Raw genomic sequence first — 16321 nt, forward strand, 5'->3', positions numbered from 1 at the left:
ACGGAGCGGAGGAACGCAAAATATGGCACGTGAACAGGCTGTGCCTGGCAACCCGTGGGTGGCGGTCAGGCCAGGCGATGACGTCGCGTTACTTGCGCGGCGACTTTCGTCTGCCCATCAGTCGTTCATCGATGCCCGCGGCGTGCCCGGCCAAGGGCTGACCGATGACTCCCATGTCCGTTCGGTCGTGCTCGAGTCCTGGATGCGGAGCCGCAACAAGGGAGTAAATCCTGATGTTGTCGGCAACCCTGAGATGCTCGAAGGGTTGGAGCTCGAAAAATATCGCTCCGCGCATCCCATGTCACTGATTCGTCCGGTGATTCGGAAACTCCTGGTGGAGGATGCTGCCGAGACCGGATTGCTGATCGCGATCAGCGACGCACATGGTCGATTGCTCTGGGTGGAGGGTGACAATTCGGCCAAGGACAAGGCGTTGTCCATGAACTTCGTCGAAGGCGCCGACTGGAGCGAAGATCGTGTCGGCACCAATGCGCCGGGAACGGCTCTTGCTCTCGATCACTCCGTACAGATATTCGGATCCGAGCATTTCAACCGAACCGTGCACGACTGGAGTTGTTCGGCCGCACCCGTCCACGATCCCACCACTGGGCAAATCCTCGGTGCCATCGACATCACCGGTGGTCCCAGGGTCGCGGTTCCCGAAGTGCTGTCACTGATCCGTGCAACTGTTGCGGCCGCCGAATCGGAATTGCGATTCCACCTCTTGAACTCGCCCATCCCGCTCAGCGCCACGGCTCCGCGCCTCGAAACATTCGGAGCAGGCCGGCCGACGCTGGTTCGCGGCGGTGACCGCATCCCGATTTCGCAGCGTCACGCCGAGATTCTCCTTCTGCTCTCCGAACATCCGGAGGGTCTCAGCTCCGACCACCTTGCGGTCCTGCTCGACGAGGGTGAACTCGACGCAGTGACCATTCGTGCGGAAATGTCGCGTCTTCGTAAGGTTTTCGGTGCCGACCGTTTGGCTTCGCGTCCTTATCGGATCATCACGGAGTTCACGACAGACGTCGGCGACGTGCGGGCGGCGTTGGATCGCGGAGACGCGGCGACGGCGATGAAACTGTATTCGGGCCCGGTGCTGGCAGGCTCGGCCTCTCCCGGCATCGAAGAGGTGCGGGAAGAGCTACGCACCAGGGTTCAGGCGGCACTGCTGCGTGGAGGTGACGCCAACCTTCTGGCCCGGTGGACCACGTCCGTACACGGGCGCGAAGACTCCGTCGTGTGGGAGGCCTACCTGTCCACATTGGATCCTCAATCTCCGCTGTATTCACAGGTCCAGGCAAGAATTGATCTCCTCGACCGCCAATTGGGCATCTGAGAATCATCTGCGTTTCTCGCACGCAACGTACTTGCAACGTTGCAACTCCTAGTGTTGTGAATCACACCCCACCGGGGGTGGGATTGCAGTCACCGATTTGGTGGGTGCGCCCAGGAAGATCACGTTTACATAGGAGCTTGCAATGACCGTGTACGCCCGCCCAGGTACCGCCGACGCGATCATGTCCTTCCAGTCTCGATACGACAACTGGATCGGCAACGAATGGGTTGCTCCGGTCAAGGGTCAGTACTTCGAGAACCCGACACCGGTGACCGGACAGAATTTCTGTGACGTGGCTCGTTCCACCGCAGAAGACATCGAACTCGCTCTCGACGCAGCGCACGCAGCAGCTCCGGCCTGGGGCAAGACCTCGGTCGCCGAGCGCGCGATCATCTTGAACAAGATCGCTGATCGCATGGAGGAGAACCTCGAATCGATCGCACTCGCCGAGTCGTGGGACAACGGCAAGCCGATCCGCGAGACCCTCAACGCCGACATTCCTCTCGCCATCGATCACTTCCGTTACTTCGCGGGAGCCATTCGCGCACAGGAAGGTTCGCTTTCGGAAATCAACTCCGACACCGTGGCGTACCACTTCCACGAGCCGCTCGGCGTAGTCGGCCAGATCATTCCGTGGAACTTCCCGATCCTCATGGCCGTGTGGAAGCTTGCTCCCGCCCTCGCTGCCGGCAATGCCATCGTGCTCAAGCCTGCCGAGCAGACACCCGTGTCGATCCTGCACCTCATCGGCATCATCGGTGACCTGCTGCCTGCCGGTGTTCTCAACATCGTCAACGGCTTCGGCGTCGAGGCCGGCAAGCCGCTGGCGTCGAGCCCGCGTATCAAGAAGATCGCGTTCACCGGTGAAACCACCACAGGTCGCCTGATCATGCAGTACGCGTCGCAGAACCTCATCCCCGTGACCCTCGAACTCGGTGGCAAGAGCCCCAACATCTTCTTCTCCGACGTCCTCGCCTCCAACGACGACTACCAGGACAAGGCACTCGAGGGCTTCACGATGTTCGCCCTCAACCAGGGCGAGGTCTGCACATGCCCGTCACGTTCGCTGATCCAGGAAGACATCTTCGACGAGTTCCTCGCAATGGCGGCCATCCGCACGAAGGCTGTGCGCCAAGGGGATCCGCTCGACACCGACACCATGATCGGTGCGCAGGCCAGCAACGACCAGCTCGAGAAGATCCTCTCGTACATCGAGATCGGCAAGGCCGAAGGCGCCAAGGTCATCACGGGCGGCGAGCGGGCCGAACTCGGCGGAGACCTGTCCGGCGGCTACTACGTCCAGCCGACGGTGTTCACCGGCAACAACAAGATGCGCATCTTCCAGGAAGAGATCTTTGGACCCGTCGTCTCGGTCACCTCGTTCAAGGACTACGACGAGGCCATCGAAATCGCCAACGACACCCTCTACGGTTTGGGTGCCGGTGTCTGGTCCCGCGACGGCGGAGTTGCGTACCGCGCGGGCCGCGACATCCAGGCCGGTCGCGTCTGGACCAACACGTACCACCAGTACCCGGCACACGCCGCTTTCGGTGGATACAAGCAGTCCGGCATCGGCCGCGAGAACCACCTGATGATGCTCTCGCACTACCAGCAGACCAAGAACCTCCTGGTCAGCTACGCCCAGAAGGCTCAGGGCTTCTTCTGATCGACCCACCGGCACCCGTGAGCCCCTCGCTGCGGGTGCCGGTGAGCACGACTGCAACACGCGAAACCTGCACAAACACACGGAGGTTGGAATGAGCGCCACGGACACACCCGATACCGGCGCCGTTCCACCCCGGTTGGTGACCACCGCTGGGGCGGCTGACCTCCTGCGCCGCCTCAGCGGGACTCACGGCGAACTGATGATGCATCAATCCGGCGGATGCTGCGACGGCTCGGCCCCGATGTGTTATCCCTCAGGCGAATTCATCGTCGGGGACCGCGACGTACTACTGGGAATCGTCGATCTCCGACTTGCTGTCGGGGAGATTCCCGAAGACCTTCCCACCGGAACCGACGCAGTCCAGGTCTGGATTTCCGGATCACAGTTCGAAGCCTGGAAGCACACCCAGTTGGTGCTGGACGTCGTGCCCGGCCGCGGTAGTGGATTCAGCCTGGAGTCTCCTGAGGGATTCAGATTCCTCAGTCGAGCAAGGGCATTCACACCGGACGAAAACGAAGCACTCGGCGCGTCGAGCATTCTCGTAGGCGCTGACTGGGAAGCGGGCGTGCGACCTTTGCCTCCGACGGTTCCCCAGGTGGTCGCCGAGGCCGTCGATGCCTGCCCGGTGCCGGGCACGGCCGCCCGATCCTGAGAACGGCCGCCTGAAGAAGATCTGAACAGACTCGGGGCCGCGCACATGACAGCCAGTTAACAGCGCGGTCATCTCCAGGCGATCTTCTCCGCACATCGCCCACATACCGTTCATTTCACGCGACGCATCCACCGTGCGTCGTCTCATTCTTGACCGATTCAGAGGATGGACATGTCTCTTTCCGACCACGCAACCGGCAAAAACGCCGGTGCCGCGGGTGCACACCACGACGGCGCAGACTTCCATGCGGAAGACAATTCGTATCTGGAGAAACGAACCCTCCGAAAGGGAACAGCGGGGTGGGTGCTGCTTGCGGGGTTGGGCGTCAGCTATGTGATTTCCGGCGACTACGCCGGCTGGAACAACGGTCTGGCCGAAGGTGGTTTCGGTGGCCTTCTCATCGCGGCGGTTGTCATCGCGGGTATGTACCTGGCGATGGTGCTCGGTATGGCCGAGATGTCGTCGGCGCTTCCGGCCGCGGGTGGCGGATACACCTTCGCCAGACGGGCCATGGGGCCTTGGGGCGGATTTGCCACCGGCACAGCAATTCTCATCGAGTACTCGATCGCGCCCGCGGCGATCGCGACCTTCATCGGTGCATACGTCGAATCCCTGAACCTGTTCGGGATCACCGACGGGTGGTGGGTGTACCTCGCGGTGTACGCGATCTTCATCGGTATTCACCTCACCGGCGCCGGTGAGGCACTCAAGGCGATGTTCATCATCACCGCCATTGCACTCGTCGGCCTGGTCGTGTTCGCGGTTTCGGCTGTCGGCCTTTTCGATTCGTCCAACCTCACCGATATCGCCGTCGACACCAGCGCGGTCGGATCTTCGTCGTTCCTGCCGTTCGGTCTGCTCGGAATCTGGGCCGCCGTGCCCTTCGCGATCTGGTTCTTCCTTGCTGTCGAGGGTGTGCCACTGGCCGCCGAGGAAGCGCGTGAGCCGGAGAAGAACGTACCCCGCGGCATCATCATCAGCATGTTGATCCTGATCGTCACAGGCGCAACGGTTCTCTTCCTCGCCACCGGTGCGCTCGGCGCCGACGCCCTGTCGACCTCCGGAAATCCGCTCGTCGAGGCTCTGGGGGACAGCGGAGCGGCGAAGGCCGTCAACTACATCGGCCTCGCCGGTCTGGTCGCGAGCTTCTTCTCGATCATGTACGCGTACTCCCGTCAGACGTTTGCGCTCTCCCGCGCCGGTTACCTGCCGAAAAACCTGTCGGTGACCAACAAGCGCAAGGCACCCACTCTCGCTCTCGTCGTTCCCGGAATCATCGGCTTCGCGCTCTCACTCACCGGTGAAGGTGCCATGTTGCTCAACATGGCCGTGTTCGGCGCGGCAGTGAGCTACGTCCTGATGATGGTGAGTCACATCGTCCTTCGTAAGCGCGAGCCGAACATGCCGCGCCCGTACCGTACGCCCGGTGGTATCGCCACCACCTCGTTTGCGCTCGTGATCGCGGCAGTATCGGTGGTGGCCACCTTCCTGGTCGATCCCGTTGCAGCACTGTTGACCTTGGTTGCCTTCGGAGTCCTCATGGCGTACTTCGGTCTCTACAGTCGCCACCACCTTGTTGCCAACTCGCCGGACGAGGAGTTTGCTGTACTTGCACAGGCGGAAGAAGAATTGGGATGAGTCGCGGGATGGCCAAGTATCACCAGCAGGTATCCGGAACCAACTACTCGTTCGACGGTCTCGTCGATCTGATGGCAAAAGCGACACCGCTGCGCTCGGGCGACGAGCTCGCCGGATGCGCGGCAAGCTCCGACGCCGAACGTGCTGCTGCTCAATGGGTTCTGGCTGACCTTCCGCTGACCGTATTCCTCGAAGATCTGTTGGTTCCGTACGAGGACGACGAGGTAACTCGGCTCATCATCGACAGCCACGATCGCCTCGCCTTTGCACCGGTGGCCCACCTGACGGTTGGCGGACTGCGGGACTGGCTGCTCGAGACTGCGTCGGCGCCGGAAGCTTCCGCACGCTTGTCCGCCGTGAGTCCCGGACTCACCCCGGAAATGGTTGCCGCGGTCAGCAAGATCATGCGCAATCAGGACCTGATCGCCGTCGCGAAGGCCGTCACGGTCACCGCGGGGTTCCGCACGACCATCGGGCTACCTGGACGGCTGAGCACTCGACTCCAGCCGAATCACCCGACGGACGATCCACGCGGCATTGCGGCGGCAACGCTCGACGGTCTCCTGATGGGATGTGGCGACGCCGTCATCGGTATCAACCCCGCGACGGACTCGCCCCAGGCCACCTCGGATCTGCTCCACCTGCTCGACGACATCCGTCAGAGATTCGAGATCCCGACTCAGTCGTGCGTGCTCTCGCACGTGACCACCACGATCGGACTGATCGAATCGGGGGTGCCGGTCGATCTGGTCTTCCAATCGATTGCCGGTACCGAAGGCGCCAATTCCGGTTTCGGAGTGAATATTCCGCTCCTGCGTGAGGGCAACGAGGCCGGGCGCTCCTTGAACCGCGGAACGGTCGGCAACAACGTCATGTACCTCGAGACGGGGCAGGGATCCGCCCTCAGTTCAGGTGCCCACTACGGCACCGGCGGAGCCCCGGTCGATCAACAGACGCTCGAAACCCGGGCATACGCGGTGGCACGTGATCTCGAACCGTTGCTGGTCAACACCGTGGTCGGCTTCATCGGTCCCGAGTATCTCTACGACGGCAAGCAGATCATTCGCGCGGGCTTGGAAGATCACTTCTGCGGGAAACTCCTCGGGCTGCCGATGGGAGTGGACGTCTGCTACACCAACCACGCCGAAGCCGATCAAGACGACATGGACAACCTGCTCACCTTGCTGGGCGTCGCCGGCGCGGCGTTCGTGATCGCGGTGCCCGGCGCCGACGACGTGATGCTCGGCTATCAAAGTCTGGCGTTCCACGACGCGCTGTACGTGCGTAAGGTTCTCGGCTTGCAGCCTGCCCCGGAGTTCGAGACCTGGCTCCACAATTTGGGGATGACCGACGCAAACGGTCGGGTTCTTCCGATCGATGCCGAGATGTCGCCGCTGCGAGCTCTGACGGTGAACTCATGACAGAAGATCAGGCACCGATCCTCGATTTCTGGGGTCCACTGCGCAAGACCACACAATCGCGCATCGGGTTGGGCCGCGCCGGTGATTCGTTGCCCACCAAGCGGGTTCTCGAATTCAAGGCGGCGCACGCCGCAGCTCGCGACGCGGTCCACGAGCCTCTCGATTCCGAGACTCTCGCCAGTCGGGTCGAAGGGGTGGGTATCGGGGCTCCGGTGGTGGTCGCGAGCAGCGTCTCCACCCGCAGCGAGTATCTCCGGAGGCCCGACCTAGGGCGCCGGCCCGCGGACCTGAGCGCGATCTCGAGTTCCGACAAGGAAATCGGGTTCATCCTCGCCGACGGACTCTCCCCGCGAGCACTGATGGACCACGGCGAGCAACTCCTGTCCGCGTTGGTCACGCTGTTGGGGGAGCGGTACTCCATCGCGCCGCCCGTGATTGCGACCAACGCCCGTGTGGCGCTGGGCGATCACATCGCCGCAGCGATGGGAGTGCAGACGGCGATCGTCCTGATCGGCGAACGTCCAGGGCTCTCCGTTGCGGACAGCGTCGGTATCTATCTGACTCACCTCCCGCGCGTCGGTCGCACCGACGCGGATCGAAACTGCATTTCCAATGTCCACCCACCCGAGGGTCTCGGATACGAGCAGGCTGCTCGTGTTGTCCTTGGGCTGGTGGCGGGAGCGCGCCAATTGGGCCGCTCCGGTGTCGACCTCAAGGACACCTCTCGCGCCGACGCCGTTGCGTCGGGCGAAGTGTTGACGCTCGATTAGTTGACAGCTGCACGGCATACCCGGGTCGATCGACACTCGGGTATGCCGTCGTACCCGAATCACGACGAAAATGAGGGAATCGATGTTCCGTTCGCTGCATGCCCGCGCCCTGTGCGCGTTGGCCGTAGGTAGTGTCCTGTTGAGTGCAACTGCATGTAGTTCGGCCGAGAGCGCCACGAAAGAGGATGCGGCGCAGAGTGGTTCATCCTGCGCGGCGTTGGATCCCAGTTTGGCGTGGTACGGCGACAACCGTGTGAGGTTGGATGCCATGATGACGGAGTTCGGAACGTGTGGAGCTGCGGGTGATGTCGATGACGGTGCTCCGTTGGCGCTCTTCGACTGGGACAACACAGTTGTCAAGAACGACATCGGAAGCGCAACTGCATTCTGGATGATCAAGAACAACAAGGTGTTACAGCCCGCCGGGGGCGACTGGGTAACCACCAGTCGCTTCATGACTCCAGCGGGCGCTGCCGCCCTTTCCGCCGCGTGTGGCTCGGAGACCGCCCCGGGTCAACCCCTGGCAACCAGTACCGACTTGGACTGCGCGGACGAGATCGTTGCGGTGCTCGAGGAGAAGACGCGCGACGGTCAGGCCGCATTCGACGGCTACGATCACCGCCGGACCAAGGCCGCGTATGCGTGGGCCGTGCAGTTGATGGCGGGGCACACCGAGGATGAGGTCACCGAGTACGCGCGCGCAGCGCGTGCCGAGAATCTCACTGCTGCAGAAGGATCCGATCAGATCGTCGGTACGACGGAAGTCGACGGCTCGGTGCGCTACTACGCGCAGATCGAAGATTTGGTGAAGTCTCTCGGCGCTCATGGGTTCGACGTGCGGATCATCTCCGCGTCGGCCGAACCGGTCGTTCGAGTCTGGGCGGAACAGCTGGGATTGGACGCCGATCACGTGATGGGCGTGCGGCCCATCGTCGAGGACGGTGTTCTGTCCGGGCGCCTGCGTGGATGTGGTGGTGTTGCGGACGGTGACGACTCGGTCATTCCGTACATCGACGGCAAGCGGTGCCAGGTCAACGAGGTTGTCTACGGGGTCCAAGGGCCTACGGCGTTCGAGCAGTTGCCTGCCGATCGGCGTCAGGTGTTTGCTGCCGGTGATTCCGTCACCGACGTGACTTTTCTCGGAGATGCGACCGGTGCGCGTCTGGTGATCAACCGGAACAATCCCGAACTGATGTGCAATGCCTACGACAACAGTGACGGGAAATGGCTGGTCAACCCCATGTTCATCGAACCCAAAGCCCAGGCAGATGCCCCCTATCACTGCTCGACCGAGGCCTACACCGACGCGGCCGGGGCCAAAGGCGCCGTAACTCGTGCGGACGGCAGCGTGATCCCCGATCAGGTCGATTCCGTTGCCTGATAGGCGGCTTGTCGCAGTGACTTCACAACGATCGATCAGCGTGTGATCTGATTCTGTCGAGCCCTTTGTCGGGCTGCGGAAACCGGTGGGTGTCCGCTGACATGCTGGAGCCGCAGAGGCGGCACGTGAGTAGGAGAAATCGATGGCCTTCGCTGGCAACGTGGACGAATTGGCGCTGCTTCAAGCAGTACGTCTCAAGGAGCGGGTCGGAGCGGTGGTCCTGGCCGAGCACTTGGGCGTCAGCGCAGCGTCCGGTCAAGCTGCGTACGACGCACTTGTCGAGCAGGGCAAAGCGGTCGAATCGGACGACGCCATCAGCCTGACCGAGAAGGGCTTGTCAGAACTCGAAGATCAGTTGGACGCGGAGCGGGTCTCGATCGACGAGGACTCCATCGGTGAGGTGTACGAGGCGTTCCTTCCCTTGGACGCCGAGTTCGTCGCACTCGTCGACGGCGCAGACGCGGATTCCCTTGCAGAGCTGGATCGCCGGGCTGCAAACCTGTTCGACGATCTGTCGGCTTTCGTTCCGCGGTTGTCTCGTTACCAGGATCTCTTCTCGGACGCTCTCGCGAAAGTTCAAGCGGGGGAGTCCAAGTGGATTTCGGAACCGATCATCGACTCCTATGCCACGGTGTGGGGGGAGATCCGTCAGGAGCTGTTCGGGGCTGCCGGTAAGGCTTGATCCGTAGCGTTCTACCCTGACGCCGTTCACAATGGGCCGTCCGATTCGTGAGAACGAATCGGACGGCCTGTGGCATGTCAGCGGCCGTGAAACTCGTTACCATTGCATACAAGTCGTGATTCAGATCACTTCACCCCCTTTCGGGGGTAGTGCGGGGGTGAGCCACATCACTACCTTTCCTCTTATCGACGGTGATGCCCACAGGGCGACACCACGGGACCACGGAGGAATCGAGTGACCACAGTCTCTCCCACGGGCGGCACCAGTGCCGCCGGCGCCGGGGGTGCGAGTGCCGCAGGTGCGACGCAACCCCCGCAGAACACCACCAGTGTGCGGCGCGTCGCGATCGCGAGCTGCATCGGCACGACCATCGAGTTCTACGACTTCTTCATCTACGGAACCGCTGCGGCACTTGTCTTTCCGACGGTATTCTTCCCCGCGCTCGGTGCCACCGCGGGAACCGTCGCATCGTTTGCGACCTTCGCAGTCGCATTCATCGCGCGGCCCGTCGGCGCAATGCTGTTCGGACACTTCGGTGATCGCATCGGTCGCAAGAAGACTCTGATCTCGACGCTCCTGCTCATGGGTATCTCGACGCTCCTGATCGGCTTGCTGCCCGGTGCGGCAACCATCGGTGTTGCGGCTCCGATCATCCTGGTGCTCTTGCGATTCGGCCAAGGCTTCGCGGTCGGTGGCGAATGGGCGGGCGCAACCCTGCTCACCGCTGAATACGCCCCACCGGGCAAACGTGGTCTGTATGCGATGTTCCCGCAGCTCGGCCCCGCAATCGCTTTCGTTCTCTCGAGCAGTACCTTCCTCATCACCGGCGCTGTTCTCGGCGATACCAATCAGGCCTTCCTCGACTACGGCTGGCGTATCCCGTTCCTGTTCTCCATCGTGTTGGTCGGCATCGGCCTCTACATGCGACTCGCTATCGAGGAGACCCCGGTCTTCAAGGCGGAGCAGGCAGAGCGCGTCGCCGAGCAGAAGAACGAAGCACCGCGCACCCTCCCGTTCCTGGATGCCTGGCGATTCCAGACCAAGGAAATCCTGCTCTCGGCCGGCGCCCTCGCTTGCCTGTTCGCGTTCTTCTACATGGGCACGGCGTTCCTCACGAGCTACGGAACCAAGACCCTCGGCTTCTCCCGCCCGTTCGTCCTGTCGGTCGGTATCGCGTCGGCCTTCGTCTTCGGTGCGGCGATCATCGTCTCCGCCTTGTACTCGGACCGCATCGGGCGTCGCAAGGTCATCATGATCTCGTGTGGTCTCGCTGTGGTGTGGGCGCTCGTTCTGTTCCCGCTCCTGGACACCGGAACACCGATCGCGTTCATCCTCGGAATGTTCGGCACGCTGATGATCTTCGGAATCGCGTACGGCCCCTGCGGTGCGCTGCTTCCGGAAATGTTCCAGACCCGCTACCGCTACACCGGTGCCGGCCTCGGCTACAACCTCGCCGGAGTGCTCGGCGGCGCAGTGCCGCCGCTGATCGCCGCACCGCTGGCCTCGGCCTACGGGAGCATGGCCATCGGAATCATGTTGGCAATCCTCGGTGTGGTGAGTCTTGTCTGCACCTGGGCGCTCGTCGAGACCAAGGATCACGCCCTGTAAACACTGTGCGCCTTTATTAACCGCCGGCGGTTAATAAAGGCGCACAGCAGTCGGGTGGGGTGTCCGGACTTCGAACAGTTACGGACACCCTGCACCGGGAAGTATGTCGTGCATCACACCGAATCGAGTAAATTCGTAGATGAGAGGGTCCGCCGAGGCGGCCCCTCTCATAGGTGCCTGAACAGGTAACCGGAGAGGACAGAACACATGAGTACGCCGCTGCCCAGCTATACGTCCGGAGTATGGGACGGTCCGATGCTGGGCGACACCATCGGAGACAACCTGGATCGCACGGTTGCCGCGCACGGTGACCGTGATGCGTTGATCGACCATGCCAGCGGTCGACGATGGACGTACCGAGAGTTCGCCGAACAGGTGAACGGGCTCGCTGCCGGACTCCTTTCCCGTGGTGTGGGGAAGGGTGATCGGGTGGGGATCTGGGCTCCCAACGGCCCGGAATGGACGTTCACGCAGTACGCGACGGCAAAGATCGGGGCGATCCTGGTCAACATCAACCCGGCATACCGCTCGCACGAGTTGCAGTACGTGCTCGAGCAGGCCGGAATCTCGACCCTGGTGTCGGCGGCCAGCTTCAAGACCTCGGACTACGCGTCGATGATCGAGACAGTGCGGCCGCAGTGCCCGGATCTGACTTCGGTGCTTTTGCTCGGCTCACCCGAGTGGGACGCCGTGCTTGCAGACGGGTTGGCGGCGCAGGCAAGCGATCCGGCTCCGCTTGCAGCTGCCCAGGCCGCGCTGTCGGCGGACGATGCGATCAACATCCAATACACCTCGGGCACTACCGGTTTCCCGAAGGGTGCGACGCTCAGCCACCACAACATTCTCAACAACGGCTACTTCGTCGGCGAGTTGTGCCACTACAGCGAAATCGATCGGGTGTGCATCCCGGTGCCGTTCTACCACTGCTTCGGCATGGTGATGGGCAATCTTGCGTGCACCAGTCACGGTGCTGCCATGGTCATTCCGGGCCCGGCATTCGATCCGCGCGCTTCGCTCGAAGCCGTCCAGGCCGAAAAGTGCACATCTCTCTACGGCGTTCCGACGATGTTCATCGCAGAGTTGGCTTTGCCGGACTTCGAGAGCTTCGATCTGTCGAGCCTTCGTACCGGCATCATGGCTGGTTCGCCCTGCCCGGTAGAGGTGATGAAGCAGGTCATCGATCGGATGGGCATGGCAGAGGTGTCCATCTGCTACGGCATGACGGAGACGTCGCCGGTGTCGCTGCAGACTCGCTCCGACGATTCGATCGCGCAACGCACCGAAACGGTCGGGCGGGTGGGGCCGCACCTCGAGATCAAGATCGTCGATCCGGCAACAGGATTGACGGTGCCGCGCGGCGAACCTGGTGAGCTGTGCACGCGTGGTTACTCGGTCATGCTCGGCTACTGGGAGAACCCGGAGAAGACTGCCGAGGCGATCGACGCTGCCAGGTGGATGCACACCGGAGACATCGGAGTCATGGACGGGGCGGGGTACGTCGCCATCACCGGACGCATCAAGGACATGGTCATTCGCGGTGGTGAGAACGTCTATCCGCGTGAGATCGAGGAGTTCCTCTACACCCACCCCGACATTCTCGACGCGCAGGTCATCGGTGTGCCCGATGCTAAGTACGGCGAGGAATTGATGGTGTGGGTCCAGATGCGCGAAGGTGCAGACGATCTGGACGCCGATTCGGTCCGTGCCTTCTGCACCGGCAAACTCGCGCACTACAAGATTCCGCGTTACGTCCATGTCGTGGACGAGTTCCCGATGACAGTCACGGGCAAGGTTCGCAAGATCGCAATGCGAGAACAGGCGATCGAATTGATCGGTCAGGCCTGAGAGTATGTCCGCGAACCCAGGGGAGCGTGAGCCGGTACGCCCCGAGATCGCGCTCTCCTGGAAGCGCTCTCGACTCAGTGGCCTCGATCCGTCGTCGGCAATCGCCGTGGACACCGAGGAGCAGGACGGCGAGTCGCGTCTACTCCGGGCCGCCGCACCCGTGCTCGACGAGGTGTCGCAACAGATCGCGGGCACCGGGTTCTGTGTGCTGCTGGCCGATCGGGATTGCCGAGTGGTGGCCTCGGTGTACTCCGACAGCCGCGTCGAGCGGACGATCGAGCGGTTGGGTGTTGTCAACGGTTCACGCTTCGGTGAAGAGCACGCCGGCACCAATGCGCTCGGCACGCCGCTCGAGGTCGGACGAAGTGTCGTGATCCACGGTGACGAGCATTTTCTCGACAGCCTCAAGGGATTGAGTTGCTACGGCCAGCCGATCCTGCATCCCGTCACACGTCGCGTCGAAGGCATTCTCGACATGACCGGCGTTGTCTCGCAGGCTAACCCACTGTTCGCGCCCTTCCTTGCGCGTGCGGCAGCAGACATCGAGAAACGGCTGCTCGAAGGCTCCAAAGCGTCGGAGCAGCGGTTGGTCGACGCGTTTCAGCGAGTGTCACATCAACGCCACATCGCCGTCGCGGCCATCGGTGACGACATCCTGCTGAGCAACCGAACCGCCTTGGATCTGCTCGACACCGCCGACCACGTATCGCTGCGTTCCTTGATTGCCGACCTCAACCCGGACCAATCACGATTGGTGACAGTAGAATTGGCGTCCGGTGCGCTGGCGCGAGTTCAAGCCGACCGGATTTCCGGCGCCGACGGCGGTGCGCTCTTCCTGGTCGAACCGCTCCAGCGGGAACGGGCACCGATCCGCCGAACTCACGAGCGTGCACCGTCTCCGGGCGAGCGTCTGCGTCGAGACCTGTTGCGAGCGCGGGCGGGTTCTACCGCCGTGGCAATCTCGGGTGAAGCGGGTTCCGGCCGAACCTCGGCAGCATCAGACGTCGTCGGCAGTGTTGATGCGAGTTGGCTCGACGCCACGCGAATCGCATTCGACGGCCGTGAGCAATGGGTCACCGATCTCGTGCGAGCCGCTCGTAAGCGTTCGGGCGTCGTGGTGATCGAACAGGTCCAACTCCTTCCGGACTCGGTGTTGCCGCTGGTCGCAGACCTGATCGATGCCAGCGCCGAGGGGCCGAGGATCGTACTGACCAGCGGCGCGGTCGCGGATCTACCGCCGGCAATCGCGTCGCTCATCTCGCGTTGTGCCTCCAGAATTGCCATCAGCCCACTGCGCGAGAGACAAGCCGAGATCGCCGAGTTGGCGCAGGCGATGTTGGAGGGGATCTCGCCCGAACTGAGGTTGACCGCCAGCGCCGCCGAAGCGCTCGCGGCGGCCAGCTGGCCGGGCAATCTGGCCGAATTGCGCGTCGTACTCCATCGCGCCTCCGGCGATCGCTCGAGCAATCGCATCGACGTCACAGATCTGCCCGAGGACTATCGCACCACCACCAAGGTGTCGCGGTTGGCCGGGCGGGAGAAGGCCGAGCGTCAGGCGATCATCGGAGCGTTGAAAGACTGCGGCGGCAACAAGGTTCACGCGTCGGCGCAGCTCGGAATCAGCCGAAGCACTCTCTACACACGCATGCGGGCTCTCGATATCACTGTGTAATTTTCTGTCCGATTCCAGTTGTACAAAGTTCGGACAGTTAGCACCCCTGGAAGCGCGGAAGTATGGCGTGCATCACATTCGCACCTCACTACTTCAGGGGAGTTTCCGATGACGGCAGTAGCCGAACACACCATCAGTTCCGCGGTACAGGGTTTCCTGAACGGACCGAAGAAGCTATACATCGGCGGCGAATTCGTCGACGCCGCTTCGGGGCAGACCTTCGCGACGTACAACCCGGCTGACGGACAGAAGCTCGCAGACGTGGCGCACGGGCAAGCCGAAGACATCGACCGCGCGGTGCGCGCCGCTCGCACAGCCTTCGAAGACGGCCCCTGGTCACGTATGAAGGCAAACGAGCGCGAGCGGATGATCTGGCGTGTCGGCGACATTCTCACCGCCCGCGCCGAGGAATTCGGCCAGCTCGAAGCTCTCGACAACGGCAAGTCCGTTGCCATCGCCACTGCCGTCGACGTTGCTTGGGCCGCAGACGTTTTCCGCTACTACGCAGGCTGGGCCACCAAGATCGAAGGCAGCACCGTCAACGTGTCGATGCCATTCTCGCCGGGAGGCGAGTTCCACGCCTACACGCTCCGTGAGGCCATCGGCGTCTGCGGACTGATCGTGCCGTGGAACTTCCCGCTGCTGATGTCGTCGTGGAAACTCGCACCCGCTCTCGCTGCCGGCAACACGGTGATCCTCAAGCCCGCCGAGCAGACCCCGCTCACCGCGCTCCTTCTCGCAGAGGTCTTCGAAGAAGCCGGCTTCCCGCCGGGCGTCGTCAACATCGTTCCCGGCTTCGGCGATGCTGGCGCTGCACTGTCCGGCCACGACGACGTGGACAAGGTCGCGTTCACCGGTTCCACCGAGGTGGGCAAGAAGATCGTGGACGCCGCCAAGGGCAATCTGAAGAAGGTCACGCTCGAACTCGGTGGGAAGAGCCCCAACATCGTGTTCGCCGACGCGGATTTCGATTCCGCGGTGGAGGGTTCGCTCAACGCCTGGCTGTTCAACCATGGACAGTGCTGCGTTGCGGGCACACGCCTGTACGTCGAGGACACCATCTTCGAGAAGTTCACCGAGGCTGTCGCCCACGCAGCGAGCCAGGTCAAGATCGGACCCGGTCTCGATCCCACCACCCAGCTCGGACCGCTGGTCTCGCAGGAGCAGTTCGACAAGGTGACCGGCTACCTGCGTGAGGGAATCGCCGACGGCGCACGCGCACTCACCGGTGGTAACCGCTGGGGCGATCAGGGCTACTTCGTCGAGCCCACCGTCTTCGTCGACGTCAAGCCCGAATTCTCCATCGTTCAGGAGGAGATCTTCGGACCCGTCGTGGCGGCGCTGCCGTTCAACGCGGACGACGGACCGATCACTGCCGCAAACGATTCCATCTACGGCCTTGCCGCCGGCATCTGGACCCGGGACATTTCCAAGGCCCACCGCACGGCAAAGCGTCTGAAGGCCGGCTCGGTGTGGATCAATCAGTACAACGGATTCGACACCGCAATGCCCTTCGGCGGATACAAGCAGTCGGGTTGGGGCCGCGAGCTCGGCGCTTCAGCCATCGATCTCTACACCCAGACCAAGGCCGTCAACATCGCCCTCTGACCGACCCCATCGCTCATTCTCTCGTCCGACAATCAAGGAGAT

Annotated in this window: 12 protein-coding genes; all 12 read left to right on the forward strand. The window is 62.6% G+C overall.

Annotated elements, in window-relative coordinates:
• Positions 1–22: 22 nt before the first annotated feature.
• The gene (locus tag V3587_RS15225) at positions 23–1336 is read left to right on the forward strand and encodes a helix-turn-helix domain-containing protein (RefSeq protein WP_007730155.1); all 1314 of its coding nucleotides are present in this window, start codon (positions 23–25) and stop codon (positions 1334–1336) included.
• Positions 1337–1478: 142 nt separating this feature from the next.
• Positions 1479–3002 (forward strand): aldehyde dehydrogenase, encoded by a 1524-nt coding sequence (gene adh / locus V3587_RS15230; protein WP_007730158.1) that lies wholly within the window; start codon positions 1479–1481, stop codon positions 3000–3002.
• Positions 3003–3093: 91 nt separating this feature from the next.
• A complete protein-coding gene (locus tag V3587_RS15235; RefSeq protein WP_021343525.1) occupies positions 3094–3654 on the forward strand; it encodes a DUF779 domain-containing protein in 561 nt (186 codons plus the stop codon).
• A 165-nt stretch (positions 3655–3819) separates the two neighbouring features.
• The gene (gene eat, locus V3587_RS15240) at positions 3820–5292 is read left to right on the forward strand and encodes an ethanolamine permease (protein WP_003941913.1); all 1473 of its coding nucleotides are present in this window, start codon (positions 3820–3822) and stop codon (positions 5290–5292) included.
• 8 nt (positions 5293–5300) lie between these two features.
• Complete coding sequence (locus V3587_RS15245; RefSeq protein ID WP_283376691.1) at positions 5301–6713, forward strand: ethanolamine ammonia-lyase subunit EutB; 1413 nt, start codon at positions 5301–5303, stop codon at positions 6711–6713.
• Complete coding sequence (gene eutC / locus V3587_RS15250; protein ID WP_021343527.1) at positions 6710–7483, forward strand: ethanolamine ammonia-lyase subunit EutC; 774 nt, start codon at positions 6710–6712, stop codon at positions 7481–7483. The genes V3587_RS15245 and eutC overlap by 4 nt, the downstream gene beginning before the upstream one ends.
• Before the next feature lie 82 nt (positions 7484–7565).
• The gene (locus tag V3587_RS15255; protein WP_283376690.1) at positions 7566–8864 is read left to right on the forward strand and encodes an HAD-IB family phosphatase; all 1299 of its coding nucleotides are present in this window, start codon (positions 7566–7568) and stop codon (positions 8862–8864) included.
• 142 nt (positions 8865–9006) lie between these two features.
• A complete protein-coding gene (locus tag V3587_RS15260; RefSeq protein WP_166811284.1) occupies positions 9007–9546 on the forward strand; it encodes a hypothetical protein in 540 nt (179 codons plus the stop codon).
• A 330-nt stretch (positions 9547–9876) separates the two neighbouring features.
• Positions 9877–11154, forward strand: coding sequence for an MFS transporter (locus V3587_RS15265; protein ID WP_095970468.1), 1278 nt, complete (start codon positions 9877–9879; stop codon positions 11152–11154).
• A 207-nt stretch (positions 11155–11361) separates the two neighbouring features.
• Positions 11362–12999 (forward strand): AMP-binding protein, encoded by a 1638-nt coding sequence (locus tag V3587_RS15270; protein WP_283376689.1) that lies wholly within the window; start codon positions 11362–11364, stop codon positions 12997–12999.
• A gap of 4 nt (positions 13000–13003) precedes the next feature.
• Complete coding sequence (locus V3587_RS15275; protein ID WP_283376688.1) at positions 13004–14671, forward strand: sigma-54-dependent Fis family transcriptional regulator; 1668 nt, start codon at positions 13004–13006, stop codon at positions 14669–14671.
• Positions 14672–14779: 108 nt separating this feature from the next.
• Positions 14780–16279, forward strand: coding sequence for an aldehyde dehydrogenase family protein (locus tag V3587_RS15280; protein WP_124569666.1), 1500 nt, complete (start codon positions 14780–14782; stop codon positions 16277–16279).
• Positions 16280–16321: the final 42 nt, after the last annotated feature.

Source organism: Rhodococcus sp. IEGM 1306, from assembly GCF_036541985.1.
GTDB lineage: Bacteria > Actinomycetota > Actinomycetes > Mycobacteriales > Mycobacteriaceae > Rhodococcus_F > Rhodococcus_F qingshengii.